The sequence below is a fragment of the Kosakonia sp. 1610 genome, from assembly GCF_050435845.1.
Lineage (GTDB): Bacteria > Pseudomonadota > Gammaproteobacteria > Enterobacterales > Enterobacteriaceae > Kosakonia > Kosakonia cowanii.
This window is the reverse complement of the sequence record NZ_JBNDKZ010000002.1, coordinates 348,509-372,340: the sequence shown is the minus strand read 5'-3', so window position 1 is coordinate 372,340 and position 23,832 is coordinate 348,509. Positions and strand designations below refer to the sequence as shown.

The 23,832-nt window shown below is 58.4% G+C and carries 22 protein-coding genes; 8 read left to right on the top strand and 14 right to left on the bottom strand.

Going from position 1 to position 23,832, the window contains the following annotated elements; translation table 11 throughout:
- Window position 1 precedes the first annotated feature (1 nt).
- The 3 genes from moaE to ABIC80_RS09675 all read left to right on the top strand — a co-directional run bounded on the left by moaE (window position 2) and on the right by ABIC80_RS09675 (window position 1,998).
- Window positions 2-454, top strand: a complete 453-nt coding sequence (moaE, locus tag ABIC80_RS09685; protein ID WP_054803702.1) for a molybdopterin synthase catalytic subunit MoaE — start codon at window positions 2-4, stop codon at window positions 452-454.
- Between the two features lie 64 nt (window positions 455-518).
- Window positions 519-1,226, top strand: a complete 708-nt coding sequence (locus tag ABIC80_RS09680; RefSeq protein WP_023479511.1) for a Bax inhibitor-1/YccA family protein — start codon at window positions 519-521, stop codon at window positions 1,224-1,226.
- Window positions 1,227-1,287: 61 nt separating this feature from the next.
- Window positions 1,288-1,998 carry a Bax inhibitor-1 family protein gene (locus ABIC80_RS09675; protein ID WP_429176838.1) on the top strand — a complete coding sequence of 237 codons (711 nt, stop codon included), beginning with the start codon at window positions 1,288-1,290 and terminating at the stop codon, window positions 1,996-1,998.
- A gap of 447 nt (window positions 1,999-2,445) precedes the next feature.
- Here ABIC80_RS09675 and ABIC80_RS09670 read toward each other — a convergent pair whose 3' ends face one another.
- The 4 genes from ABIC80_RS09670 to ABIC80_RS09655 are packed head-to-tail and all read right to left on the bottom strand — an operon-like array spanning window position 2,446 to window position 5,614.
- Window positions 2,446-2,634 carry a hypothetical protein gene (locus tag ABIC80_RS09670; protein ID WP_429176835.1) on the bottom strand — a complete coding sequence of 63 codons (189 nt, stop codon included), beginning with the start codon at window positions 2,632-2,634 and terminating at the stop codon, window positions 2,446-2,448.
- A gap of 12 nt (window positions 2,635-2,646) precedes the next feature.
- On the bottom strand, window positions 2,647-3,612 hold the full coding sequence (locus ABIC80_RS09665) for a lysylphosphatidylglycerol synthase domain-containing protein (RefSeq protein ID WP_042716917.1): 966 nt from the start codon (window positions 3,610-3,612) through the stop codon (window positions 2,647-2,649).
- A complete protein-coding gene (gene clsB / locus ABIC80_RS09660) occupies window positions 3,612-4,856 on the bottom strand; it encodes a cardiolipin synthase ClsB (RefSeq protein WP_023479029.1) in 1,245 nt (414 codons plus the stop codon). Before clsB ends, ABIC80_RS09665 begins: the two co-directional genes overlap by 1 nt.
- Window positions 4,853-5,614 carry an endonuclease/exonuclease/phosphatase family protein gene (locus ABIC80_RS09655; protein ID WP_042714957.1) on the bottom strand — a complete coding sequence of 254 codons (762 nt, stop codon included), beginning with the start codon at window positions 5,612-5,614 and terminating at the stop codon, window positions 4,853-4,855. The genes clsB and ABIC80_RS09655 overlap by 4 nt, the downstream gene beginning before the upstream one ends.
- 133 nt (window positions 5,615-5,747) lie before the next feature.
- Here ABIC80_RS09655 and ABIC80_RS09650 point away from each other — a divergent pair, with 133 nt between their 5' ends.
- Window positions 5,748-6,167 (top strand): YbhQ family protein, encoded by a 420-nt coding sequence (locus ABIC80_RS09650; protein ID WP_094420426.1) that lies wholly within the window; start codon window positions 5,748-5,750, stop codon window positions 6,165-6,167.
- On the opposite strand, the gene ABIC80_RS09645 is transcribed toward ABIC80_RS09650, so the two are convergent.
- Genes ABIC80_RS09645 through cecR form a run of 5 tightly spaced genes read right to left on the bottom strand, consistent with a single transcriptional unit; the run spans window position 6,120 to window position 11,760 of the window.
- A complete protein-coding gene (locus ABIC80_RS09645) occupies window positions 6,120-7,226 on the bottom strand; it encodes an ABC transporter permease (RefSeq protein ID WP_429176829.1) in 1,107 nt (368 codons plus the stop codon). The two genes, ABIC80_RS09650 and ABIC80_RS09645, sit on opposite strands and share 48 nt — an antisense overlap.
- 9 nt (window positions 7,227-7,235) lie before the next feature.
- A complete protein-coding gene (locus tag ABIC80_RS09640) occupies window positions 7,236-8,369 on the bottom strand; it encodes an ABC transporter permease (protein ID WP_200135730.1) in 1,134 nt (377 codons plus the stop codon).
- Window positions 8,359-10,098, bottom strand: a complete 1,740-nt coding sequence (locus ABIC80_RS09635) for an ATP-binding cassette domain-containing protein (protein ID WP_429176826.1) — start codon at window positions 10,096-10,098, stop codon at window positions 8,359-8,361. The genes ABIC80_RS09640 and ABIC80_RS09635 overlap by 11 nt, the downstream gene beginning before the upstream one ends.
- Window positions 10,091-11,086: a secretion protein HlyD gene (gene hlyD / locus ABIC80_RS09630; protein WP_288877987.1), complete on the bottom strand. Its 996-nt coding sequence runs from the start codon at window positions 11,084-11,086 to the stop codon at window positions 10,091-10,093. The genes ABIC80_RS09635 and hlyD overlap by 8 nt, the downstream gene beginning before the upstream one ends.
- Entirely contained in the window at window positions 11,086-11,760 is a 675-nt protein-coding gene (cecR, locus tag ABIC80_RS09625; protein ID WP_094420422.1) for a transcriptional regulator CecR, read from the bottom strand. Before cecR ends, hlyD begins: the two co-directional genes overlap by 1 nt.
- A 283-nt stretch (window positions 11,761-12,043) precedes the next feature.
- On the opposite strand from cecR, the gene rhlE reads away from it, so the two are divergent.
- Both rhlE and ABIC80_RS09615 read left to right on the top strand, forming a co-directional pair.
- Window positions 12,044-13,474 carry an ATP-dependent RNA helicase RhlE gene (rhlE, locus tag ABIC80_RS09620; protein WP_094420421.1) on the top strand — a complete coding sequence of 477 codons (1,431 nt, stop codon included), beginning with the start codon at window positions 12,044-12,046 and terminating at the stop codon, window positions 13,472-13,474.
- 170 nt (window positions 13,475-13,644) lie between these two features.
- Window positions 13,645-13,770: a hypothetical protein gene (locus ABIC80_RS09615; RefSeq protein WP_429176824.1), complete on the top strand. Its 126-nt coding sequence runs from the start codon at window positions 13,645-13,647 to the stop codon at window positions 13,768-13,770.
- A gap of 345 nt (window positions 13,771-14,115) precedes the next feature.
- On the opposite strand, the gene ABIC80_RS09610 is transcribed toward ABIC80_RS09615, so the two are convergent.
- From ABIC80_RS09610 to licT, 4 genes are all read right to left on the bottom strand, one after another.
- The gene (locus tag ABIC80_RS09610) at window positions 14,116-15,507 is read right to left on the bottom strand and encodes a glycoside hydrolase family 1 protein (protein ID WP_429176821.1); all 1,392 of its coding nucleotides are present in this window, start codon (window positions 15,505-15,507) and stop codon (window positions 14,116-14,118) included.
- 9 nt (window positions 15,508-15,516) lie between these two features.
- Window positions 15,517-16,989 carry a glycoside hydrolase family 1 protein gene (locus ABIC80_RS09605; RefSeq protein WP_429176818.1) on the bottom strand — a complete coding sequence of 491 codons (1,473 nt, stop codon included), beginning with the start codon at window positions 16,987-16,989 and terminating at the stop codon, window positions 15,517-15,519.
- Window positions 16,990-17,000: 11 nt separating this feature from the next.
- Complete coding sequence (locus ABIC80_RS09600; RefSeq protein WP_429176816.1) at window positions 17,001-18,833, bottom strand: beta-glucoside-specific PTS transporter subunit IIABC; 1,833 nt, start codon at window positions 18,831-18,833, stop codon at window positions 17,001-17,003.
- A gap of 159 nt (window positions 18,834-18,992) precedes the next feature.
- Complete coding sequence (gene licT / locus ABIC80_RS09595) at window positions 18,993-19,829, bottom strand: BglG family transcription antiterminator LicT (RefSeq protein ID WP_429176814.1); 837 nt, start codon at window positions 19,827-19,829, stop codon at window positions 18,993-18,995.
- Between the two features lie 323 nt (window positions 19,830-20,152).
- Here licT and dinG point away from each other — a divergent pair, with 323 nt between their 5' ends.
- Window positions 20,153-22,294, top strand: a complete 2,142-nt coding sequence (gene dinG, locus ABIC80_RS09590; RefSeq protein WP_429176811.1) for an ATP-dependent DNA helicase DinG — start codon at window positions 20,153-20,155, stop codon at window positions 22,292-22,294.
- Between the two features lie 25 nt (window positions 22,295-22,319).
- Window positions 22,320-23,288 carry a DNA-binding protein YbiB gene (gene ybiB, locus ABIC80_RS09585; RefSeq protein WP_429176808.1) on the top strand — a complete coding sequence of 323 codons (969 nt, stop codon included), beginning with the start codon at window positions 22,320-22,322 and terminating at the stop codon, window positions 23,286-23,288.
- Window positions 23,289-23,396: 108 nt separating this feature from the next.
- On the opposite strand, the gene ybiJ is transcribed toward ybiB, so the two are convergent.
- A complete protein-coding gene (gene ybiJ / locus ABIC80_RS09580; RefSeq protein WP_054804628.1) occupies window positions 23,397-23,657 on the bottom strand; it encodes a DUF1471 family protein YbiJ in 261 nt (86 codons plus the stop codon).
- Window positions 23,658-23,832 lie beyond the last annotated feature (175 nt).

The following is a 23,832-nucleotide window of genomic DNA, read 5'->3' as shown; positions in this document are numbered from 1 at the left end:
GATGAGCGAAACGCGAATTTGTGTCGACCGCGCGGCGTTTAACGTCGGCGAAGAGTACAGCTGGCTGGCCGCGCGCGATGAAGATGGCGCGGTAGTAACTTTTACCGGCAAAGTGCGCAACCACAATCTGGGCGATAGCGTCAGCGCCTTAACCCTTGAGCACTATCCGGGGATGACGGAAAAATCGCTGGCCGCGATTGTCGACGAGGCGCGTAGCCGCTGGCCGCTCGGGCGGGTAAGCGTTTATCACCGCATCGGCGAACTCTGGCCGGGGGATGAGATTGTCTTTGTCGGCGTGGGGAGCGCGCACCGCAGCAGCGCTTTTGAGGCCGGGCAGTTTATTATGGACTACCTGAAAACCCGCGCGCCGTTCTGGAAGCGCGAAGCGACGCCGGAAGGCGAACGCTGGGTGGAAGCGCGCGACAGCGATCAGCAGGCAGCGAAACGCTGGTAGCACGCAGGGTGCCGATTGATGTGTTAACCTTACTGCATTGTTAACCCATCAATCAGGAGTGATTATGGACCGTTTCCCCCGTTCCGATTCTATCGTGCAGGGCAGCCGTAGCGGGCTGCAAACCTATATGGCGCAGGTCTATGGCTGGATGACCTGCGGTCTGCTGTTAACCGCGTTTGTCGCATGGTACGCCGCGCGCAGCGAAGCGATCATGAGCTTCGTCTTCTCCAGCCAGATTACCTTCTTCGGGCTGATTATCGCCCAGCTGGCGCTGGTGTTTGTCATCTCCGGCATGATCCATAAACTGAGCCCCGCGCTGGCGACCGGCCTGTTTATGCTCTATTCGGCGCTCACCGGCCTGACGCTCTCCAGCATTCTGCTGGTCTATACCTCGCAGTCGATTGCCGCCACCTTTGTGGTGACCGCCGGGATGTTTGGCGTGATGAGCCTCTACGGCTACACCACCAAACGCGATCTCAGCGGCTTCGGCAATATGCTGTTTATGGGGCTGATTGGGATTGTGCTCGCCTCGCTGGTCAACTTCTGGCTGAAGAGCGAAGCGCTGATGTGGGTCATCACCTATATCGGTGTGATCGTCTTCGTCGGCCTGACCGCTTATGACACGCAGAAGCTGAAAGGGATCGGTGAGCAGATTGATGTCAGCAACAGCGCCGAGCTGCGCAGATATTCGATTCTGGGCGCGTTAACGCTCTACCTCGACTTTATCAACCTGTTCCTGATGCTGCTGCGTATCTTCGGCAACCGCCGTTAAGCGACGCGATACCCCATCCCGGCTGCGGCCGGGATTTTTTTGCCCTTTTCATGGAGGATCGGTGAGAATTTTTGGCTGGATAGCCCCGGTGCAGGTCACGCCCGTTGAGTTACTGGTAAAGGCCTGTTTGTGGCTGGCGGCAGGCATGGCGCTCAGCGCGGCAGTCTGCTGGCTGGTGCTCGATCTGCTGGCGCTGCCACAGTTTACTGAACACAGCGCGATCATCGTGCTGCTGGTGATCCTCTGGTTTATCACCCTTTTCGCGCTCACCATGCTGTTTGAGCGCATGCAGACGTTGCACGCCATCAGCGCGCTGGTGCTGCTGAGCGTTATCGGCGGCCTGCTGGCTGCGAGCCTCTTTCCGCTGCAACTCTGTCTGGTGCTCTACGGCGTGACCGGCGGGATGTTCGCCCTCGGCGCTCTGATTGCACATCTTTATGGTGAGCGGCTGCGCAACGGGCGTTTTTACTGGCTGCTGGCTGCCGCGGGCGGCGTGCTTGCCGTGGTGATTAATCTGGCGCGGGAGGGCGACACGGCGCAGTGGTGCGCGAGCCTCTTTCTGGTAGTGCTGTTTAGCGTTGTGAGTGCGCGCAAAAGCCCAGAGATGCTCGACAGCGCGCGTGGGCTTTACCGCCAGCAGTTTGTCACGGTGCAGCACTGCGCAACCCGCGGGGCGCTCAGCATCTGGCTCGGCGCGGCGAACGCGTTTCTCGACATACTCCAAACGCTGATGTTTCTGGTTTCATCAGGATCATCCAGCGCGTCGCGCTAAAGCACCGATTGCCGGATGGCGGCTGCGCCTTATCCGGCCTACGTGTATCGAGCCGCTGAAAACGCGTAGGCCGGATAAGCGTTTACGCGCCATCCGGCATTATCACCGCGGCACCGATTGCCGGATGGCGGCTATGCCTTATCCGGCCTACCAAAACGTGCTTTCAGCGATACTGGTGCGGTTTTTATCTGCAATACGGCAGCAATGGGTTTTCATGTGGGATTGGTGGAATGGTTCCGTTCACCAGAGATTGGGGAGTTTCATTAATCTCTTATGCGGTGAACGGGACAAGGGGGGGACCGCTCCCCCCTTGTCAATCCCCGCGGCCCCGCGAGGAAATCGGTGCTGCGCACTGCGCTCACCTCCCGCGTGCCTGACTGCGGCCGGCTCGACTCGACATCCTGTCTCGGTTCGCCTCTGTCCGCCATCCATGGCGTCCAGACCTTGTCATTCACGCTTCGGTTCGCCGATTTCAGCGGGGATCAACACCGTCGCTGTAAGATAGGTGTCGAATGAAAAACCGTTGCTGCTGAAACCGCGTAGGCCGGATAAGGCGTAGCCGCCATCCGGCAATCGGTGCCGCGGAGAGGATGCCGGATGGCGCGTTACACGCTTATCCGGCCTACGTCGTTTCATGGGACGGCACAATCACTGTTGCGCCATCGCCTTCTCGTTTTTCGCCCGCAACTTCTTGGCGCGGCTCTCCAGCAGCAGATAACCAATCAGCGCCAGCAGCAGCGGCAGGAAGTAGTAGAGCACCCGGTAGGCGAGCAGGGCGGCGATAATAATCCCCTGCGATACATGCTCGCTGGCGAGCAGGGCGATAAACACCGCTTCCAGCACGCCGATGCCCGCCGGGATATGCACAATCACCCCGGCGATACTGCTGACCAGCAGCACCCCAAGCACAAAGAAGAAGTCGGCGCGCATGCCGAGCAGGATCCAGATAATCGCCCCCATCGCAATCCAGTTAGCGCTGGAGATCACCATCTGCGCAACGGCAAACTTCCACGACGGCAGCACCAGCTTGTGACCTTTGATGGTGACGTGACGGCGTTTCGCAAACGCGCAGCCCCACAGGTAGACGGCGATAATCAACAGCAGCACCACGCCGACAATGCGCAGCGTCGAGGCGTCGATATACCAGTGCGCCGGGATCTCCACCACGCCAAAGGTAAAGATTAGCCCGCCGAGCAGAATATAGCCCAGCCAGTTAGTGGTGATACTGAGCGAGAAGATGCGCGTAATGGTGCTGCCCGGCAGCCCAAGCCGCGAATAGAGGCGATAGCGCATGCCAATCCCGCCAACCCAGGTGCTGAGCGTCAGGTTAAAGGCGTAACAGATAAACGACACCAGCATCACCTGGCGCTTCGCGAGCTTATGGCCGCAGTAGGCGCGGCCGAGCAGATCGTAAAAGCCATACAGCACGTAGCTGAGGATCACCAGCGCCACCGCGCTCAGCAGAGCGGTGCGGTTGTAATCACGAATGACCTTCCAGACATCTTCCCAGTTCACCTTCTGCGCGTAGAGCACCAGCAGAACAATAACGGCGATAAAAAAGATCACCGTGAGGATTTTTTTAGCCAACCGCCAGCGCGGATGTGATGTTGACATCAGGGTTTTGCTCCCGAGTGCTGTGCTTCGTTTCTGTCCTGGGTTTCCATCTCCGGCTGTACCGGCGGCCCCACTTCAGCCAGTTTAGGGGTATGCGCCGGTAACCAGCCGACCAGCGCCGGGAAGTGGCGTAAGAAGTGGAACACCACCACGCTTTTTCCGAGATTCCACCAGGTGCGCTTCGGCGCCATCGACTCATCCACCTGCTTACAATCCTGCTCAATAATCTTTTGCAGGTTATCGCGCAGCGTCTGGTTGAACTCGCGATCGTGAATAATCAGGTTCGCTTCGAGATTGAGTGACAGGCTTAACGGGTCAAGGTTACTGGAGCCAACGGTCGCCCAGTGATCGTCCATCAGCGCCACTTTGCCGTGCAGCGGACGGCGGCGATACTCATACACCTTCACGCCGCCTTTCAGCAGGTAGTTATAGAGCAGCTCCGCGCCCACTTTGACAATCGGCATATCCGGCTCGCCCTGCACAATCAGCTTCACGGTAACGCCGCGACGGGCAGCGTTACGCATCGCGTGCAAAAGCCGGTAGCCGGGGAAGAAGTAGGCATTGGCGATAATCACTTCCCGTCGGGCGTTAGCCAGCATCTTCAGGTAGTGACGTTCAATATCGTCGCGATGGTCGTCATTATCACGCCAGACAAACAGCGCCTGCGCTTCGCCCGGTTTACGGTTCTCTTCCGGGCGATGACGGCGGCGCTGCCACCAGCGTTTCGCCGGGGCGTTATCGGGCAGGTTTTCCAGCTCAAATTGCAGAATATCTTCGACAATTGGCCCTTCGACCCGCACGGCGTAATCCTGCTTCGCCTCGGGGCCATAATCGGAGAGGTGTTCGGCCGAGTAGTTAATCCCGCCGACAAAGGCGACGGTGTTATCGATCACCACAATTTTGCGGTGCATACGACGGAAGACGTTGGTACGCATGCCGAGCAGCGGTGGGCGCGGATCGTAGTAGCGGAAAATCACCCCCGCCGAGGTGAGGGTGCTGACAAACGATTCGCTTAAATCGGGCGAACCGTAGCCGTCAAGCAGCACCTCAATACTGACGCCGCGCTGGGCGGCGCGTAGCAGCACGCTGTGCAGCTCTTTACCCACTTTGTCTTCAAACCAGATAAAGGTTTCGAGAATAATTTTCTGTTGCGCGTTATCAATCGCATCGTAGAGCGCCGGATAGTAGTTATCACCATTTTCCAGCAACTGGATGCGGTTACCGTCCCGCCAGCTACATTTCATAAATGGATCTCCGCACTCAGGGGGGCATGATCGGACAGATGACGCCAGTTGCGCAGCGGCAGCGCGGTAGGCGCACTGGCGCTGGCGTTTTTGACATAAATTCTGTCGAGGCGCAGTAAAGGCAGGCTGACCGGGAAGGTGCGCGCCGGGCGACCGTGCGCGCGGGTGAAGATCTCCTCAAGCCCGGCCTGCGCTTTAAGCGGCTGGTTGGCTTTTTGCCGCCAGTCGTTGAAATCACCCGCCACCAGCACCGGTTCGCCTTCCGGCAGAGAGTTAACCCACTCCGCCAGCATTTTGAGCTGCGCCTGTCGGTGCGCCTCTTTCAGTCCAAGATGAACGCTGAGGACGTGCACCGCGCCGCCATAATCGGGGGGCACAATCCGGCAGTAGAGCAGGCCGCGTTTTTCGCTGCCGTCTACTGAGACGTCAAGGTTTTCGTAGTGTTCAATCGGATAGCGGGAGAGCACCGCATTGCCGTGGTGCCCTTCAGGATAGACCGCATTGCGCCCGTAAGCGAAGTCGCTCCACATGGTATCGGCGATAAATTCGTAATGGGTGGTATCGGGCCAGTTCTCAACGCGCAGCGGGTGCACTTCGTGGGCGCCCATCACCTCTTGCAGGCAGACGATATCGGCGCTCACCAGGCGCACGGCATCGCGCAACTCGGGTAAAATAAAGCGCCGGTTGAAGGTGGTAAAGCCTTTGTGTGTGTTAATCGTCAATACTTTTAATGAAAATGGTCGCGCGTGTTGGGTCATAAATCTCCTGCCAGCATCACTCTCCTGTATAGAAATAAATTGTAGTCCCTGTCACAAAAAAAGCCGGGGTTACAGAATTTTCCGTAGATCGGGGTACTCTTCTACAAGAGTAAAATCCTTGCGGAGAGATGCCATGAAGTGGCAACAACGTGTTCGTGTCGCAACAGGCCTGAGTTGCTGGCAGATTATGTTGCATTTGATGATTGTGGCGATACTGGTGATGGGCTGGATGAGCGGCAGGCTGGTGCACGTGGGGCTGGGGCTGTGCGTGCTTTATGGCGTCACCGTGCTGCTGATGCTCTTTTTCCAGCGCCATCATGACGCCGGCTGGCGCGGCATCGGCGATGTGCTCGAAGAGCTAACCACCACCTGGTATTTTGGCGCATCCCTTATTGCCATCTGGCTGCTCTCGCGGGTGCTGCAAAATAATTATCTGCTGGCGCTTGCCGGGCTGGCGATCCTTGGCGGCCCGGCGGTGGTCTCACTCTTAACCAAAGAGAAACGGCTAGGTCGTGTGACGACGAAACATGGCGTAGGCCGCGGTGCCCGTTGACAGGGCAATCACTATCAGCGGCCACAGGCTTCCCCAGATAATCTCCAGACTGGCATCCTTCAAATAGATCTGCTTGGTGATATCGGTAAAGTGACGGATCGGGTTAATCCAGGTTAAGTCCTGCAACCACACCGGCATGTTCTCCACCGGCGAAACGTAACCCGAGAGCAGGATCGCCGGCATCATAAAGACAAACACCCCGATAAACGCCTGCTGCTGTGTTTCGCAAAACGACGAGATCAGTAGCCCAAATCCGACCAGCGACAGGCCGTAAACCAGCATCGCGAAGTAGAAGAGCAGTAGCGATCCGGCAAACGGGATCTGGTAAGCCAGAATGCCGAACAGCAGCACAATCGTCGCCTGAAACGCGGCGACAATCAGCGCAGGAACCGCTTTGCCAATAAAGATCTGCCAGGTGGCGAGCGGCGAGACCAACAGCTGATCGAAGGTGCCCTGTTCCCGCTCGCGCGCCACCGACAGCGAGGTGACAATCATCACGCCGATGGTGGTGATCATCGCTACCAGCGACGGCACGATAAACCATTTGTAATCGAGATTCGGGTTGTACCAGTTACGCACCACCAGCTCGCTGTTGTTCGGCGTCGGCTGCCCGGCCAGCAGCTCCTGCTGATAATCCTTCACCACCTGCTGCAGATAGTTGGCGGCGATCTGCGCGCTGTTGGAGTTACGCCCGTCGAGAATCAACTGCATCTGCGCCGGTTTGCCGCTGTCGAGATCGCGGGAAAAATCGGCCGGGAAGCGCACCAGCAGCAGCGCTTTTTGCGTATCCAGCGTCGGGCGAATTTCCTGCGGGCTGTGCAGCAGCAGCACATTGGTAAAGGCCTTGGCGCGGGCAAAGCGCTGGGTCAGCTCCACCGCGTGCCTGCCGTTGTCTTCGTTATAGATAGCAATAGTGGCGTTGGTCACCTCAAGGGTGGCGGCAAACGGGAAGAGCAGCACCTGAAAAATCACCGGCAGAATCAAAATGGCGCGGGTTTGCGGCTCGCGCAGCAGGGACTGCAACTCTTTGCGGATCAGCGTCCATAAACGGTGAAACATGGCTTCTCCTTAATCCAGCCTGCGTTTGGTTTTCAGCCACGTTAAGCCGATAAACATCACGGCGGAGGCCACCAAAAACAGCATATTAATGGTCAATACCAGCGGAATATTGCCCGCGAGAAAGAGGCTTTGCAGCGTGCTGACGAAGTAACGCGCCGGGATGATATAGGTCACCGCACGAATAATCGCCGGCATACTGTCGATCTGAAAGATAAAGCCAGAGAGCATAATTGACGGCAGAAACGCGGCGTTCAGCGCCACCTGCGCGGCGTTAAACTGGTTGCGCGTGGTGGTGGAGATTAAAAGCCCCATGCCGAGCGTGCTGAGCAGAAACAGGCTGCTGAGCAGGAAGAGGATCAGCAGCGAGCCGCGATAAGGCACACCAAGAATAAAGACCGACACCAGCATACAGAGCAGCATCGCCAGCATGCCGAGAAAGTAGTAGGGAATAAGCTTACAGAGCAGCAGCTCGGCGCGGGTGATTTCGGTGGAGAGCAGCGCCTCCATGGTGCCGCGCTCCCATTCGCGCGCCACCACCAGCGAGGTAAGGATCGCGCCAATCACCGTCATGATAATGGTCACCGCGCCGGGAATAATAAAGTGCTGGCTGATGGCCGCCGGGTTGAACCAGTAGCGCGTCTGCACATCGATTAGCGGCGTGAACGTCTCGCCGCGATCTTCCGCGCGCTGCGCCTGCCAGAGTTGCCAGATCCCTTGTAGATAGCCCTGCACAAAGTTGGCGGTATTCGGTTCGCTGCCGTCGGTGATCACCTGAATCGGTGCCTCCTCGCCAGGCCTTGCCATCTGGGCATCGAAGTTGACCGGAATCACCACCAGGCCGCGGATGCGCCCGGCCTGCATCATCTCGATCAACTGCTGGCGATCGCTGCTGATGGTGGCATCAATATAGGGCGAGCCGGTGAGCGCGTGGGTAAAATCGAGCGCCTCATCGCTGCGCTGCTCAAGTAGCACGCCGACGCGCAGCTTGCTGGAGTCGAGGTTGATGCCGTAGCCAAAAATAAACAGCAGCAGCAGCGGGATCACCACCGCAATCAGCCAGCTGCTCGGGTCACGCACGATCTGCCGCGTCTCTTTGACGCACAGCGCCCGCACGCGCCGCCAGGAGAGGGCGTTAACGCGCATTGCTATGCTCCTTATCCCAGTTCTGGATCAGCGTGATAAACGCATGCTCCATTGTCGGGTCCGGGTGGTTGTCATCGGCGGTCTGCGCTTTCAGCTCGTCCGGCGTGCCGCTGGCAATCAGTTTGCCGCGGTAGACCAGCCCGATGCGGTCGCAATACTCCGCCTCATCCATAAAGTGGGTGGTGACCATCACCGTCACCCCTTTCTCCACCATACTGTTGATATGCAGCCAGAACTCGCGGCGGGTGAGGGGATCGACGCCGGAGGTGGGTTCATCGAGAAAAAGAATGTCCGGCTCGTGCATCAGCGAGCAGGCCAGCGCCAGGCGCTGCTTATAGCCGAGCGGCAGTTGATCGGTGGCGTGGCGGGCAATGGTCTCCAGGCCAAACGCTTCGCTCATCCGCGCCATCTTCTCCCGCTGCGCGCTGCCGCGCAGTCCATACACGCCGGAGAAGAAGCGCAGGTTCTGCTCCACGGTCAGGTTGCCGTAGAGGGAGAACTTCTGCGCCATATAGCCGAGGCGCTGACGCGCTTTGCCGGAGCTGACCTTGAGATCCATATTCAGCACCAGCGCCTGACCGGCGGTCGGCACCAGCAGGCCGCACATCATCTTAAAGGTGGTGGATTTGCCCGCGCCGTTCGGGCCGAGCAGGCCAAAGATCTCGCCGCGCTTGACGGCAAAATTGACTTCATCGGTGGCGGCAAAATCGCCAAATTTTTTGGTGAGAGATCTCGCTTCAATCACCGTCTCTTCGCTGTCGCCCTTCACCGAATGCAGGATCTTGCCAAGCGGCGACTCGGCGGCACCCGCGCCGCCCAGCAGGTCGATAAAAGCATCTTCAAAGCGCGGAGCGGTCTCCTCAATCTCCAGCGGCGGCATCTCTGGCGCGGCGTGAATCGCCTGCACATCGGCCCCTTTTTTCAGGATCATGCGCACCGAGCGCCCCTGGATCACGCCGTCGCTCACCTGTGGCAGCCTGAGAATGCGCCGCAGCAGGCGGCGGTTATTCTCATCGCGGCTGGTGAGCAGAAAGCTGCGCCCGGCCATGCTCTGGGTTAACGCTTTCGGCTCGCCGTGGTAGAGCAGCTCGCCCTCGTTCATCAGCAGCACATCGCGGCACTGCTCCGCTTCATCAAGATAGGAAGTACTCCAGAGGATCAGCATCCCGTCGCCCGCCAGTTCATGCACCATCTGCCACAGCTCACGCCGCGAAATGGGGTCGACGCCGACGCCTGGCTCATCAAGCAGCAGCACCTGCGGATCGCCGACCAGCGTACAGGCCAGCCCCAGCTTCTGCTTCATACCGCCAGAGAGTTTGCCCGCTAGCCGCTCGGTAAAGGGGCCGAGGGAGGTAAACTCAAGCAGGCGGGTAAACATCTGCTGGCGCTTCTCGCCGGTGACGCTGCGCAGATCGGCATAGAGGATCAGGTTCTCCATCACCGTCAGATCTTCATAGAGGCCAAATTTCTGCGGCATATAGCCGAGCACGGCGTGCAGCTCGCTGTCATTGTCGATGGGATCGAGGCCCAGCACGCGCACGCGGCCTTCGTTCTGCTTCATCAACCCGGCCAGAATGCGCATCAGCGTGGTTTTCCCCGCGCCATCCGGGCCGACCAGCCCGGTGACGTAACCGGCCTCGATTTTACAATCCAGCCGCGCCACCGCCGGTTTCTCCATGCCGGGGAACTGTTTTACCAGCCCGTCGATCTGAATAGTCCGCTCATTCATGACGCGCCTCGTCGTCGAAGCGCAGCGTCACCGGCATCCCCTGGCGCAGGTTATCATCGGCATCGGTGACGATAATGCGCAGGCGATAGACCAGGTCGGTACGCAGATCCGGGGTCTCAACGGTTTTTGGGGTAAATTCGGCGGTCGGCGAGACAAAGCCGATTTTGCCGTGATAGGGCTTATCCGGGCGGCCATCGGTGTAGAGCAGGATTTCAGCACCCGGCCGTGTCTGGTGCAGATTGCGCTCATCGACATAGGCGCGCACCCACACCGGGCGGGTCAGCGACAGGGTTAACACGCTGCTGCCAGCGTTAAGCATGCTGCCCGGCTCGACGGCGCGGGTCAGCACTGTGCCGTTGCTCGGCGCGACCAGTGTAGTGTCCTGCAAATCAAGTTCTGCCTGAGCCAGTGCGGCCTGCGCCTGTTCAAGGCCCGCTTTCGCCTGGGCGATCTCCTGCGGGCGGTTACCGGCGCGGAACTGGCGCAATTTATCCTGCGCCGATTTGAGCGTTGCCTGCGCCTGGTCGCGCGCCGAGCGGGCGTTCTCCAGATCGTTTGCCGAGATCACTTTTGTTTTCCACAGCCCCTGCTGGCGCTGGTAGAAGTTCTGCGCGTAATCGTACGCCGCCTGCGCCTGGCTCACGGCGGAGGCCGCCTGGGCAATCTCCTCGGCGCGGTAGCCTTCGGTGGCTAACGCATATTTGGCTTCGGCAGTAGAGACGTTGGCTTTCGCCTGCAACAGCGCGTTTTCATAAGGCGCGCGGTCGATTTCGCCGAGCTTCTGCCCGGCCTGTACGCTGTCGCCCTCATCCACCTGCAACGCCGCCAGCCGCCCGCCGACGCGAAAACTTAAATTAACGGTGCGGATATCGACATTGCCATACAGCGTCAGGCTGTCGTCCTGCCTGCTTTGATACCAGTACCAACCGCCGGCGAGCATCGCCAGCAGCACCACGCTGAGTAACACCACAACGCTACGCTTTTTCATCACTCCGGACTCCTGTGCGTTAATCCCTGCAAAATAAAATCGATATGGCAGGTGATGACTTGAAAGATCATTTCCGTTTTCTCTTCGTCGAACTGCGTCCAGCCTGCACGCAGCAAAATGGTTTCCCGCACCAGGCGGAAGGCGAGGATCTCGCCGATTAAGGCGTGGGCATGCAGCACCATCTGCGTGCTGTCGGCGTCCTGGCCAGTGTAGGCGGCGAGCAGACGCGTCAAATGCTGGTGCATCGGGTCGATCACCTGCTCATGCACAATCTGATAGGCGCGAGTGGGGGAGAGCTGCTCGCGGGAGATAAATTTGCTCAGGTTAAGGGTTTCATCATGGGTCAGCAGCGTGAGCATCTCTTTGCTGGCGCGATGGATAAGTGCGCGGATCGCCGGGCGGTCTGGTTCAGGCTCGGCAAAGAGCGCCTCGGCGGCCTGCACGTGTGGCGCAAAATGGTGGCTGATAAAGTCGGCAATCCACTGTGCGCAGGCGAGGTAGAGATCCTCTTTCGAGCCGAAGTAGTAGGGGATCGCGGCGATGTTCTGCCCGGCCTGAGCGGCAATATCCCGCGTGGTGGCATGCAGGCCATACTCGCCAAACTGCGCAAGGGCGGCGGCAATTAACTGATTTTTGGCCTGTTCGCCTTTACTGGTGGTCGGTGTGCTATTCATAGGGGTTATAAAAATTAATCAATCGATTGATTAACTCTACGACGCCGGAAAAATGTTGTCCAATTTTTGCGCAGGAAATGTGAGGGGGGCTAAATTTATCCCTTTTTCAGAGAATGAAGCGGGAAGATATCTTGCTGAGACATTGACGTGGGATATTTTATGCGCCGGATCACAAAAGCTGATACACTCCGCACCTTCATGACATTGTGGTTTTTGTCATCAGTCTACCTATTATCTCCTCGAAAACTACACCTGTGACAGGTCGGGGCGGTGCGGAGTTGTTATGTCATTTGATGCCCTTGGCCTGAATCCGGATATCCTGCGCGCAGTTGCGGAGCAGGGTTACCTCGAGCCGACCCCTATTCAACAGCAGGCGATCCCTGCGGTGCTGCAAGGCCGCGATCTGATGGCCAGCGCCCAGACCGGTACCGGTAAAACCGCCGGTTTTACGCTGCCGCTGTTGCAACGCCTGGTGCAGAGCCAGCCTCACGCGAAAGGCCGCCGTCCGGTACGCGCCCTGATCCTGACCCCAACCCGTGAACTCGCGGCGCAGGTCGGTGAGAACGTGCAGGAGTATAGCCAGTATCTCAATATTCGTTCGATGGTCGTCTTCGGCGGCGTCAGCATCAACCCGCAGATGATGAAACTGCGTGGCGGCGTTGACATCCTGGTGGCTACCCCGGGCCGTCTGCTCGATCTCGAACACCAAAACGCCCTGAAGCTCGACAGCGTGGAAATTCTCGTGCTGGATGAAGCTGACCGTATGCTGGATATGGGCTTTATCCACGATATCCGCCGCGTGCTGTCGAAGCTGCCGGCGAAGCGTCAGAACCTGCTCTTCTCCGCGACCTTCTCGGATGAGATCAAACAGCTGGCGGAAAAACTGCTGCACAACCCGCTGGAGATCGAAGTTGCGCGCCGTAACACCGCTTCCGAGCAGGTGACGCAGCACGTTCACTTTGTGGATAAGAAACGCAAACGGGAACTGCTGTCGCAGATGATTGGCGAAGGTAACTGGCAGCAGGTGCTGGTCTTTACCCGTACCAAGCATGGCGCTAACCACCTGGCTGAGCAGCTGAATAAAGATGGCATCACCAGTGCGGCGATCCACGGTAACAAGAGCCAGGGCGCACGTACCCGCGCGCTGGCAGACTTTAAATCCGGTTCGATTCGCGTGCTGGTGGCGACGGATATCGCCGCGCGCGGCCTCGATATCGAAGAGCTGCCGCATGTCGTCAACTATGAGTTGCCGAACGTGCCGGAAGATTACGTACACCGTATCGGCCGTACCGGCCGTGCTGCCGCCACCGGCGAAGCGCTGTCGCTGGTCTGTGTCGATGAGCATAAACTGCTGCGCGACATTGAGCGTCTGCTGAAAAAAGAGATCCCGCGTGTTGCGGTTGCTGGCTATGAGCCGGATCCGTCAATCAAAGCGGAGCCGATCCAGAATGGCCGTGGTCAGAACGGCGGCCGTCAGGGCGGCGGTGGACGCGGGCAGGGCGGTGGCGGCGGTCGCAGCCAGTCCGCACCGCGCCGTAGCGAAGGCGAGACGCAGAAAGCGCGTCATCCGCGTCGTAGCAACGACGGCGCAGCCGCGAAATCGGAAGGTGGAGCCGCGAAGCCCGTGGGCAATCGCCGTCTTGATGGCGGTGCAGCGAAACCGGCAAACAACGGCGCACGCCGTCGTCGTCCGCGCAAACCCGCTTCCGCGTAAATCAGTTTCCGTTCAGGCCGGGTAGGTTTATCCGGCACTCAAAACCGCCATCGGGCATTACGCCGGATGGCGGTTTTTTTATGGTGCCGCTGACACGATCTCACTGAAACAGCGTAGGCCGGATAAGCGTGAGCGCCATCCGGCATTCTCCCCGCGGCACCGATTGCCGGATGGCGGCTACGCCTTATCCGGCCTACCAAAACGGAGCCTACAGCGACATCGATGCGACGTTTATCTGCAATATGACAGCGATGGTGTTGACCCCCGCTGAAATCGGCGAACCGAAGCGTGAATGACAAGGTCTGGACGCCATGGATGGCGGACAGAGGCGAACCGAGACAGGATGTCGAGTCGAGCCGGCCGCAGTCAGGCACGCGGGAGGTGAGCGCAGTGCGCAGCACCGATTTCCTCGCGGGGCCGCGGGGATTGACAAGGGGAGCGCGGCCGCTTCCCTTGTCCCGTTCACCGCATAAGAGGTTAATGAAACTCCCCCACGCCTGGTGAACGGAACCCTTCCACCAATGCCAAATGCCAGACCCATTGCCGGATGGCGGCTGCGCCTTATCCGGCCTACAGAACCCCGTCCACCGAGGCAACGTGCCGCACCGATCGCCGGATGGCGCGTTACACGCTTATCCGGCCTACAACACCTCTCCATTACTGGCGATAACCTGCTGATACCACTCAAAGCTGCGCTTTTTGCTGCGCTTGAGCGTGCCGTTGCCTTCGTTGTCTTTATCGACATAGATAAAGCCGTAGCGCTTTTTCATCTCGCCGGTGCCGGCGCTGACAATATCAATCGGTCCCCACCAGGTGTAACCCATAATCTCGCAGCCATCCGCAATCGCCTCGGCCATCGCCTGAATATGGCGGCGGCCATAATCGATGCGCGCCTGGTCATTAATCTCGCCGTTGGCCTGCACCTCATCAACACCGCCATAACCGTTTTCAACAATAAACAGCGGCTTGCGGTAGCGGTCCGCCAGCTCATTACAGACGATACGAAAACCGAGGGGATCGATAGGCCAGCCCCACTCGGTCTTCTCCAGGAACGGGTTATCCAGCCCGGCGGTGCCGCCGGTATCGACGCGGAACTGCCCGCCCGCCTGGTGCAGCACGCTGCGGTAGTAGCTAAAGCCAAGGTAATCAGAAGGATACGATTTAAGCAGCTGCATATCGCCCTCTGCCGTCTCCAGCTTCACCCCCAGATCGTTCAGCAGCCGTTTAGCGTACGCCGGGTATTCGCCCAGCATCATCACGTCGGAGAAGAGCAGCGAGCGGCGGCGCAGCTGCATGGTCGAGAAGATATCCTCCGGGTTGCAGCTCGCCGGGTAGACGGTGCTCAGCGACAACATACAGCCGATAAGCGCATTGGGCATGATCCCGTGGCAGAGCTTGTTCGCCAGCGCATTGGCAACGAACTGGTGGTGGTTCGCCTGCCAAATCTCCTGCGGGCTGGCATCGACATCCACCGCGCCGGTGGCGAACGGCATGCGGTTCATGTTGTTCAGCTCATTAAAGGTCATCCAGTATTTGACCTTGCCCTGATAACGGCGGAATACCGTTTCGCAGTAGCGGGTGAAGAAGTCGATAAGCTGGCGGTTTTTCCAGCCGCCATACTCCTGATAGAGCGCCAGCGGCGTTTCGTAATGGGAAAGTGTGATCACCGGCTCAATGCCGTACTTCAGCAGCTCATCAAACAGGTTGTCGTAAAATTGCAGCCCCGCCTCGTTGGGCGTGGTCTCATCCCCGCGCGGGAAGATGCGCGACCAGGCAATCGAGGTGCGAAAGCATTTGAAGCCCATCTCGGCGAAGAGCGCCACATCCTCTTTGTAGTGATGGTAAAAGTCGACCGCCTGGTGGCTGGCGTAATAAAGATTTGGGTCAATCACCGCATCATGTTTACCAGAAGCGATACCGCCGCGCACCACGTCGGCGATAGAGGGCCCTTTGCCATCTTCGTCCCACGCGCCTTCCGCCTGATTAGCGGCAATCGCGCCGCCCCATAAAAAGTCGTTCGGAAAAACAGACATATCCGCTCCTTAATCCGCTAAGTCTTCGCCATTCGAGGCGATCAGTTTTTTGTACCAGTGGTAGCTTTTCTTCAGCGAGCGCGCCTGGCTGCCGTTGCCCATATCGTCCTGATCGACATAGATAAAGCCGTACCGCTTGGAGATTTGCGCCGTCCCGGCGCTGACCACATCAATCGGCCCCCACCAGGTGTAACCAAAGAGATCAACGCCGTCGGCAATCGCCTCCTGCATCTGCACCACGTGCTGGCGCAGGTAGTCGATACGGTAATCGTCTTCGATGGAGCCATCCGGATTAACGGTATCTACTGCGCCGAGGCCGTTTTCGGCAATAAACAGCGGCTTCTGGTAGCGGTCATAGAGCTGATTGAGCGCCAGCCGCAGCCCTTTCGGATCGATCTGCCAGCCCCATTCGCTGGTCGTGAGATGGGGGTTACGAATGCCGCCGGTGATCAGGTTGCCTTCTGCGCCGTCATGCAATGCCGGGTTGGCGCTGACGGTGCTCGACATGTAGTAACTGAACGAAACGAAATCGACCGGGTGCTGGCGCAGGATCTCATCATCGCCAACCACTTTTTGCAGCGTCACCCCTTTTTCCGCCAGCATACGATCGGTGTAGGCGGGGTAGTAGCCGCGCGCCTGCACGTCGCTGAAGAAGAGCGACACGCGCTGCATCTCTTCGCAGGCCTGCAAATCATCCGGGTGGCAGGTGTGCGGGTAGAGCATCTGGTAGCTGATCATGCAGCCCATCTGCGAGCCGGGAATAATGGCGTGGCACGCTTTGGTAGCGAGCGCGCTGGCGACAAACTGGTGGTGCGCGCCCTGGTACTTATCCTGCTCAAGATGCGGGTTGTCCTCCTCAATCACCCCGACGCTGACATAGGGGTGGTGCTTCACGCAGTTAATCTCGTTAAAGGTCATCCAGTACTTCACCTTTTTGCGATAACGCGTAAAGACGGTAGTGGCGAAGCGGACATAGAAATCGACCAGCTGGCGGTTCGGCCAGCCGCCGTAATCGGTGACCAGCGCCAGCGGCATTTCATAGTGGGAGAGCGAGACAATCGGCTCGATGCCGTGCTCGAGCAGCGTGTCGAACACTTCGTCATAAAACGCCAGCCCTGCTTCGTTGGGCGTGGTCTCATCCCCGCGCGGGAAGATGCGCGTCCAGGCAATCGACATACGAAAACACTTAAAGCCCATACCGGCAAACAGCGCGATATCCTCTTTAAAGTGGTGGTAGAAGTCGTTGCCTTTGCGCTTCGGGTAGTACTTTTTGCTCTCCGGATCCTGCGCTTCGCGCACCTGCGCGTGGGTCATGCCGAGCCACTGATCGAGCCAGCGCTCGCGCGGCGTGTTGATATCGAAGGTGTAGACATCGGAGACGGAGAGCCCTTTGCCGTCGACGTTCCATGCCCCTTCAAGCTGGTTTGCCGCCGTTGCGCCGCCCCATAAAAACCCTTCCGGAAATGATTTCGAATAAGCCACTGGTGTGCTCCTTAGGCCGCGCTTGCGGTCAATGTGAGAAATGCGTCCCGGCTGGCGACATCGCCATCTGTTTTCACCGGGCTGATATCGCCGTACTGTTCGCTGTTGGTGACCACCACGATCACGCTCGGATCGATCCCCGCCGCCCGCAGCGCAGCGAGATCGAAGCTGACCAGCAGATCGCCCACCTCTACGTTCTGCCCGGCCTCGATATGGCTGGTGAAGTGCTTACCGCCGAGTTTCACCGTGTCGATACCGATATGGATGAGGATTTCGGCGCCGGTATCGCTCTCCAGCGCCAGTGCGTGGTGGGTTTCAAACAGCGATTCCACCTTGCCGTTGACCGGCGAACGTAGCTCGCCGTTGCTCGGGTCGATGGCCAGTCCCTTGCCGAAAATCTCATCGGCAAAGACCGGGTCACTCAGGGTATTGAGGGCTTTCAGCGTGCCGCTAACCGGGGCGAAGAGTCGCTCCTCCTCGCGTGCGATTTTCATCGGGCTGACGCCTGCGACCACCTTCTCTTCGAAACCGAGGATCACCGTCAGCACGGCGGCAGAGATAAAGGAGAGCGCGATACTGACAATCGCCCAGAGAAAGGTCGGGCCGACCAGCGCAGGCAGGCCGGGCAAGCCGCTGAGGGCAAAGGCGTAGGTTTTCACCCCCATCGCCATCGCAAAGCCGCCGCCAATCGCGCCGCCCAGCAGCGCGGCGGCAAAGGGGCGTTTGTAGCGGATATTGACGCCGTACATCGCCGGTTCGGTGATGCCCATCATCGCGCTGAAGCTGGTGGAGAGCGCCAGCGATTTCAGCTTCTTATCCCGTGCGCGGATAAACACGCCGAAAGCCGCGCCCGCCTGGCCGAGGTTGGCGACATAAAAGAGGATTTTGAACGGGTCGAAACCCATGGTGCTGATGTTGTTAATCATGATGGGCACCAGCACATAGTGCATGCCGGTGATGATGATCATCGACAGCGTGCCGCCGACCACCACGCCCGCAACGATGCCCATGTTTTCCACCAGCCAGATAATGCCGCCGGAGAGCGTATTGCCGGCGAAAATACCGAGCGGCCCGATAACCATCAGCGTAATCGGCGCGACAATCACCAGGCTCAGCAGCGGCACAAACATCGTTTTCAGCACGCCGGGCATGATGCGGTCAATCAGCTTCTCCACCCGGCTTAACAGCCACACCGCCAGCAGAATCGGGATCACCGTCGAGGCGTAATTGACCGTCGGCACCGGCAGGCCGAGAAAGCTCACCGGCGCGCCGGATTTAAACAGCGTCTGGATCGCCGGGTGGAAGAGGGTGGCGGCGAGCGCCACGGCGACGTAGGGGTTGGCACCAAACTTATTCCCGGCGCTGAAAGCCAGCGCCAGCGGCATAAAGTAGAAGACGCCGTCGCTGATGGCGAGCAGGATCTGGTAGGTCTGGTTGCTGGTCTGAAGCCACTGCATGGCGACCATCAGTGCCAGCACCCCTTTAAGGATCCCGGCCCCGGCAATTGCCGGAATGATCGGTGAGAAGATGCTTGATAACACCTCCAGCACCACCGACACCGGGTTACGCCGTTTGCTGCTGCTGGCGCTGGAAGAGACGCCAGGAAGCTGTGCGAGCAGCGCTTCACAGAGTGGGGCGACCTCATTCCCGATAATCAGCTGGTACTGATCGCCAGAGATATTCACGCCGATCACGCCATCCAGCGCTTCCAGCGCCGCGCGGTCGACCTTGTCATGGTCATGAAGGAGAAAACGCAGGCGGGTGATGCAGTGAAACAGCGACAGGATATTCTCCTTGCCGCCAATATGCGCAATGATCTTCTGCGCGGTTTGCGGGTAGTTCATACTCATTCCTCCAGACAGACGCCCGATTTTCTGGCGTCATCAACAAACACCGGCCTCGGCCGATACCTTGTTTCCTCTGGGGTTTGCCTGATTTAACAGTAACAAGCCTGGATGGAATTCATTTTTTCACGCCGCAGGCAGCTCTGACTGCCGGGTGAATTACGCCGACCGCTGCACCACGTTTTCGATATGCACGGTCAGATAAAGCTTCTCGGAGTTGCTCATGGTGTGGTGATAATGTTTGCCGACAAACTCGCTGATGGCATTAACGCACTTCAGCGTTGTCTGGTAGCGGCGCTCAACCATGGCAAATAACTCCTCGTCATCGTTGTTTAATACCTCCCCGGCAATCACCCGCTGCGCGAAAAATTTTAAGTGGGTAATAAAGCGCTGGTAATTGAGGGTGTGCTCATCGGGCGGCAGGGTAAAAAAGTATCTGACGATATTTTGCAGCTGATAAATAAGCCGGGTGATCTGCGTGGTTTTTCCCATCGTATCGTTTAGCCCGGCGTTCACAATATGCAGGGCGATACTGCACGCTTCGCTGTCCGGTAACAGCGTGCCGGTGCGTGCCACCACCATACCCAGTGCCTGGCGGCCAATGGCATACTCGTCGGTGTAAAAGTGGCGCACTTCCCACTCCAGCGGGTTGGCTAAACTTTCGCCTGTTTCACTGCGCTGGAGGGCAAAATGGAGGTGATCGGCAAGGGTGACATACAGCCCGTCGCTTAATTTATGCGGCAACGTTTCGCGTGCGAGGGCGACAATATCCGCCGTTAGCTGGACAATTTCCATCGGTACTTCGCTCACCAGATCTTTAAAACGGGCCGAGAGCTGGGAGTCTTTCAGGTGGAATATCTTCTCGATGGCGTCCATATTGACGCGGTCGCCGCTCTGGGTATTAAACCCGAGGCCGCGCCCGGTCAGAATTACCTCAAAGCCGTGCTCATCGAGGGCGCTGACAACGTTATTATTTAATATTTGTTTGACCAGCATCGCCAACTCCTGCAAACAAAAACGGGCAAAACGTAAATACAGCCAGGGACGGATTGATCCCCTCAGTCTGCATTTAGGTTTTGCCCGATATTCGGTAACAAGCGTAATGCAGATAAAAAGCTAGCATTGACCATATAAATGTTCAACGCGTCGGGAAGCGGTTTCATAAATGGATCTGCCAATTTGTGATCGGCTTTGCGAAAAGTATCGTCTGCCTGACGTGCGATTTACGAGCAGCCTTCCATAACGGCAAAAAGCGTTCGCCCCTGCGGGCGAAAAAGTGCCACAATAGTGGCCGTTTATACAGTACTTCAGGTTATCGAATGGCCCTTACCGCCGCGTTAAAAGCGCAAATTGCCGCCTGGTATAAGGCGTTGCAACAACAGATCCCGGACTTTATTCCCCGCGCGCCGCAGCGTCAGATGATTGCTGACGTGGCAAAAACGCTGGCGGGCGATGAGGGCCGCCATCTGGCGATTGAAGCGCCGACCGGGGTCGGGAAAACCCTCTCATACCTTATTCCGGGCATTGCGATTGCCCGTGAAGAGCAGAAAACGCTGGTGGTCAGTACTGCCAACGTCGCGCTACAGGATCAGATCTTCAGTAAAGATCTGCCGCTGCTGCGCAAAATCATCCCCGATTTACGCTTTACCGCCGCCTTTGGCCGCGGGCGCTATGTCTGCCCGCGCAATCTTGCCGCGCTCGCCAGCAGCGATCCCAATCAGCAGGATCTGCTGGCCTTTCTTGATGACGAACTGACGCCCGGCAACAAAGAGGAGCAGACGCGCTGCGCATCGCTGAAAGCCGATCTCGACAGCTACAAGTGGGATGGCCTGCGCGATCACACCGATAAAGCCATCAGCGACGATCTCTGGCGACGCCTGAGCACCGATAAAGTGGGCTGCCTGAACCGCAACTGCCACTACTACCGCGAGTGCCCCTTCTTTGTGGCGCGTCGGGAGATCCAGGAAGCGGAAGTGGTGGTCGCCAACCACGCGCTGGTGATGGCGGCGATGGAGAGCGAAGCGGTGCTGCCGGAGCCGAAAAACCTGCTGCTGGTGCTCGATGAGGGCCACCACCTGCCGGATGTCGCCCGTGATGCGCTGGAGATGTCGGCTGAGATCACCGCCGGCTGGTATCAGCTGCAGCTCGACCTTTTTACCAAACTGGTGGCGACCTGCCTTGAGCAGTTTCGCCCGAAAACCCTGCCGCCGCTGGCTACGCCCGAGCGGCTCAACGCCCACTGCGAAGAGCTGTTTGAGCTGATCTCCTCCCTCAACGCCATTCTCAATCTCTATCTCCCCGCCGGGCAGGAGGCAGAGCACCGCTTTACGATGGGCGAACTGCCGGATGAAGTGATGGAGATCTGCCAGCGGCTGGCGAAACTGACCGAGATGCTGCGCGGGCTGGCGGAGCTGTTTCTCAACGATCTGAGCGAGAAAACCGGCAGCCATGACGTTGTGCGTCTGCACCGGGTGATTTTACAGATGAACCGCGCGCTGGGGATGTTTGAGAGTCAGAGCAAGCTCTGGCGGCTGGCGTCGATGGCACAGGCCTCCGGTGCGCCGGTCTCCAAATGGGTAACGCGCGACGTGCGCGACGGGCAATTGCACCTGCAGTTTCACTGCGTCGGCATTCGCGTCAGCGACCAGCTGGAAAAACTGCTCTGGCGCAGCGTGCCGCATATCGTCGTCACCTCGGCGACCCTGCGCTCGCTCAACAGCTTCAACCGTTTGCAGGAGATGAGCGGCCTCAAGGAGAAAGCGGGCGACCGCTTTGTCAGCCTCGACTCGCCGTTCAACCATGTCGAGCAGGGCAAGATTATTATTCCGCAGATGCGCTACGAGCCGCTGATGGAGAACGAAGAGCAGCATATCGCCGAGATGGCGACCTGGTTTCGTGAGCAGGTGGAGAGCAGAGCGCACCGCGGAATGTTGGTGCTTTTTGCCAGCCAGCGCGCGATGCAGCTCTTTCTTACCTACGTGCCCGATCTGCGTCTGTTGCTATTGGTGCAGGGCGATCAGCCCCGTTACCGGCTGGTGGAGGCGCACCGGAAACGCATCGATGGCGGCGAGCGCAGCGTGCTGGTTGGCCTGCAATCCTTTGCTGAAGGGCTGGATCTGAAGGGGGATTACCTTACCCAGGTGCATATCCATAAGATTGCCTTCCCGCCCATCGACAGCCCGGTGGTGATCACCGAAGGGGAGTGGCTCAAAAGCCTCAAGCGTTATCCCTTTGAAGTGCAGAGCCTGCCGAGCGCCTCGTTCAACCTGATTCAGCAGGTCGGGCGCCTGATCCGCAGCCATGAGTGTCGCGGTGAAGTGGTGATCTACGATAAGCGGCTGTTGACCAAGAGTTATGGGAAACGGCTGCTTGATGCACTGCCAATATTTCCAATTTCCCAACCGCCGATGCCTGACGTTATAGTGAAGAAACCAGAACAGAAGCGCCGCAAGCGCCGTTAACGATGTGAGCACGCAAGGAGAGTCCATGGATTACCGCACCATCATTAAAGAGGTTGGCCGGGGCAAAAATCACGCCCGCGACCTTGATATTGACACAGCCCGCAGCCTCTACGCGAGGATGCTCAACGGCGAGGTACCGGAACTGGAGATGGGCGCGATCCTCATTGCGCTGCGCATTAAAGGGGAGGGGGAGGCCGAGATGCGCGGCTTCTACGCGGCAATGCAGGAGCGGACAATGACGCTGACGCCGCCGGTGGCGAGACCGATGCCGATTGTTATCCCGAGCTATAACGGCGCGCGCAAGCAGGCGAACCTGACGCCGCTGCTGGCGATTCTGCTCAGCAAACTGGGCTTTCCGGTGGTGGTGCACGGCGTGAGTGAAGATCCGACCCGCGTCGTCAGCGAAACCATCTTCGCCCTGCTGGGCATTGAAGCCACCACGCTTGCCGGGCAGGCGCAGGCGAAGCTGGAGGGGCATCAGCCGGTCTATATTCCGGTAAGCGCCCTCTGCGCGCCGCTGGAGGATCAACTGGGGCTACGCTGGCGCATGGGCGTGCGTAACAGCGCGCACACGCTGGCGAAGCTGGCGACACCCTTTGCCGAAGAGGCGGCACTGCGCCTCTCCAGCGTGTCGCACCCGGAGTACCTCACCCGCGTAGGAAAATTTTTCGCTGATATCGGCGGGCGCGGGCTGCTGATGCAGGGCACCGAAGGGGAGGTGTACGCCAACCCGCAGCGCTGCCCGCAGATGAACCTGATCGATCCCGCAGGTGAGCGCGTGCTTTTTGCCCGCAGTGATGCGGTGGTTGAACCTGCTGTTGCGGGTGCAGCGAAAGATGCGGACAGCACGGCGCGCTGGATCGAGAGTTGCCTTAGCGGACGCGAAGCAATACCGGAGTCATTAAAGGTGCAGCTGGCCTGCTGCCTGGTGGCAAGCGGCGAAGCGCAAACGCTGGAAGAGGGGATGGCGCGCGTCGCGGCGACATTTGGATAAAAAAAAGCCCGTCACAATCCTGGACGGGCCATGCAAAGGGCAATAAGGGTCAATGAGGGTGGTGCATCCGGCAGAGGGTTAAAATGCCGGGGTAAAACGCGGGTCAGGTTACTTATAGATAACCGCTGTGCCACTCAGCTTGTTATTGCCGGTGGTAGACAGAATGCTGTAGCCAGAAGCGCCTGCCGCTTTGGCTTTCTCTGCCAGGCGTGCTTCAAGTCCGTCCAGCGTGGTTGCGCCGTGGGCGGAGACCACACCGATTTTATTCAGCTCGCCTGCCTGAGCAGGGTTAACAGATTGAGCCGCAAAAGCACCGAAAGAGAGGGTGGATAGTGCGACAGCAGCAACAGCATATTTAATGGCGTTCATAGGGTTTCTCTCGCAGGTTATACTGAATTTGGGACGATGTTCCGTCGATGTGATAAGTATCACAGTTTTTTAGCAGCGAGAAAATCGAAGAGAATTGAAAGCCTTGTTCTAAAAAATTGAACAATAGTTAAGTTTTTGAAGCATAAAGGTTAAAAAGATAAAAAAGCATGAAATG

Coding starts and splice junctions, on each gene's coding strand:
- moaE (WP_054803702.1), top strand. CDS start 2: ATGAGCGAAACGCGAATTTGTGTCGACCGCGCGGCGTTTAACGTCGGC.
- ABIC80_RS09680 (WP_023479511.1), top strand. CDS start 519: ATGGACCGTTTCCCCCGTTCCGATTCTATCGTGCAGGGCAGCCGTAGC.
- ABIC80_RS09670 (WP_429176835.1), bottom strand. CDS start 2,634: ATGAAACGACGTAGGCCGGATAAGCGTGTAACGCGCCATCCGGCATCC.
- ABIC80_RS09665 (WP_042716917.1), bottom strand. CDS start 3,612: ATGTCAACATCACATCCGCGCTGGCGGTTGGCTAAAAAAATCCTCACG.
- clsB (WP_023479029.1), bottom strand. CDS start 4,856: ATGAAATGTAGCTGGCGGGACGGTAACCGCATCCAGTTGCTGGAAAAT.
- ABIC80_RS09655 (WP_042714957.1), bottom strand. CDS start 5,614: ATGACCCAACACGCGCGACCATTTTCATTAAAAGTATTGACGATTAAC.
- ABIC80_RS09650 (WP_094420426.1), top strand. CDS start 5,748: ATGAAGTGGCAACAACGTGTTCGTGTCGCAACAGGCCTGAGTTGCTGG.
- ABIC80_RS09645 (WP_429176829.1), bottom strand. CDS start 7,226: ATGTTTCACCGTTTATGGACGCTGATCCGCAAAGAGTTGCAGTCCCTG.
- ABIC80_RS09640 (WP_200135730.1), bottom strand. CDS start 8,369: ATGCGCGTTAACGCCCTCTCCTGGCGGCGCGTGCGGGCGCTGTGCGTC.
- ABIC80_RS09635 (WP_429176826.1), bottom strand. CDS start 10,098: ATGAATGAGCGGACTATTCAGATCGACGGGCTGGTAAAACAGTTCCCC.
- hlyD (WP_288877987.1), bottom strand. CDS start 11,086: ATGAAAAAGCGTAGCGTTGTGGTGTTACTCAGCGTGGTGCTGCTGGCG.
- cecR (WP_094420422.1), bottom strand. CDS start 11,760: ATGAATAGCACACCGACCACCAGTAAAGGCGAACAGGCCAAAAATCAG.
- rhlE (WP_094420421.1), top strand. CDS start 12,044: ATGTCATTTGATGCCCTTGGCCTGAATCCGGATATCCTGCGCGCAGTT.
- ABIC80_RS09615 (WP_429176824.1), top strand. CDS start 13,645: ATGGCGGCTACGCCTTATCCGGCCTACCAAAACGGAGCCTACAGCGAC.
- ABIC80_RS09610 (WP_429176821.1), bottom strand. CDS start 15,507: ATGTCTGTTTTTCCGAACGACTTTTTATGGGGCGGCGCGATTGCCGCT.
- ABIC80_RS09600 (WP_429176816.1), bottom strand. CDS start 18,833: ATGAACTACCCGCAAACCGCGCAGAAGATCATTGCGCATATTGGCGGC.
- licT (WP_429176814.1), bottom strand. CDS start 19,829: ATGCTGGTCAAACAAATATTAAATAATAACGTTGTCAGCGCCCTCGAT.
- dinG (WP_429176811.1), top strand. CDS start 20,153: ATGGCCCTTACCGCCGCGTTAAAAGCGCAAATTGCCGCCTGGTATAAG.
- ybiB (WP_429176808.1), top strand. CDS start 22,320: ATGGATTACCGCACCATCATTAAAGAGGTTGGCCGGGGCAAAAATCAC.
- ybiJ (WP_054804628.1), bottom strand. CDS start 23,657: ATGAACGCCATTAAATATGCTGTTGCTGCTGTCGCACTATCCACCCTC.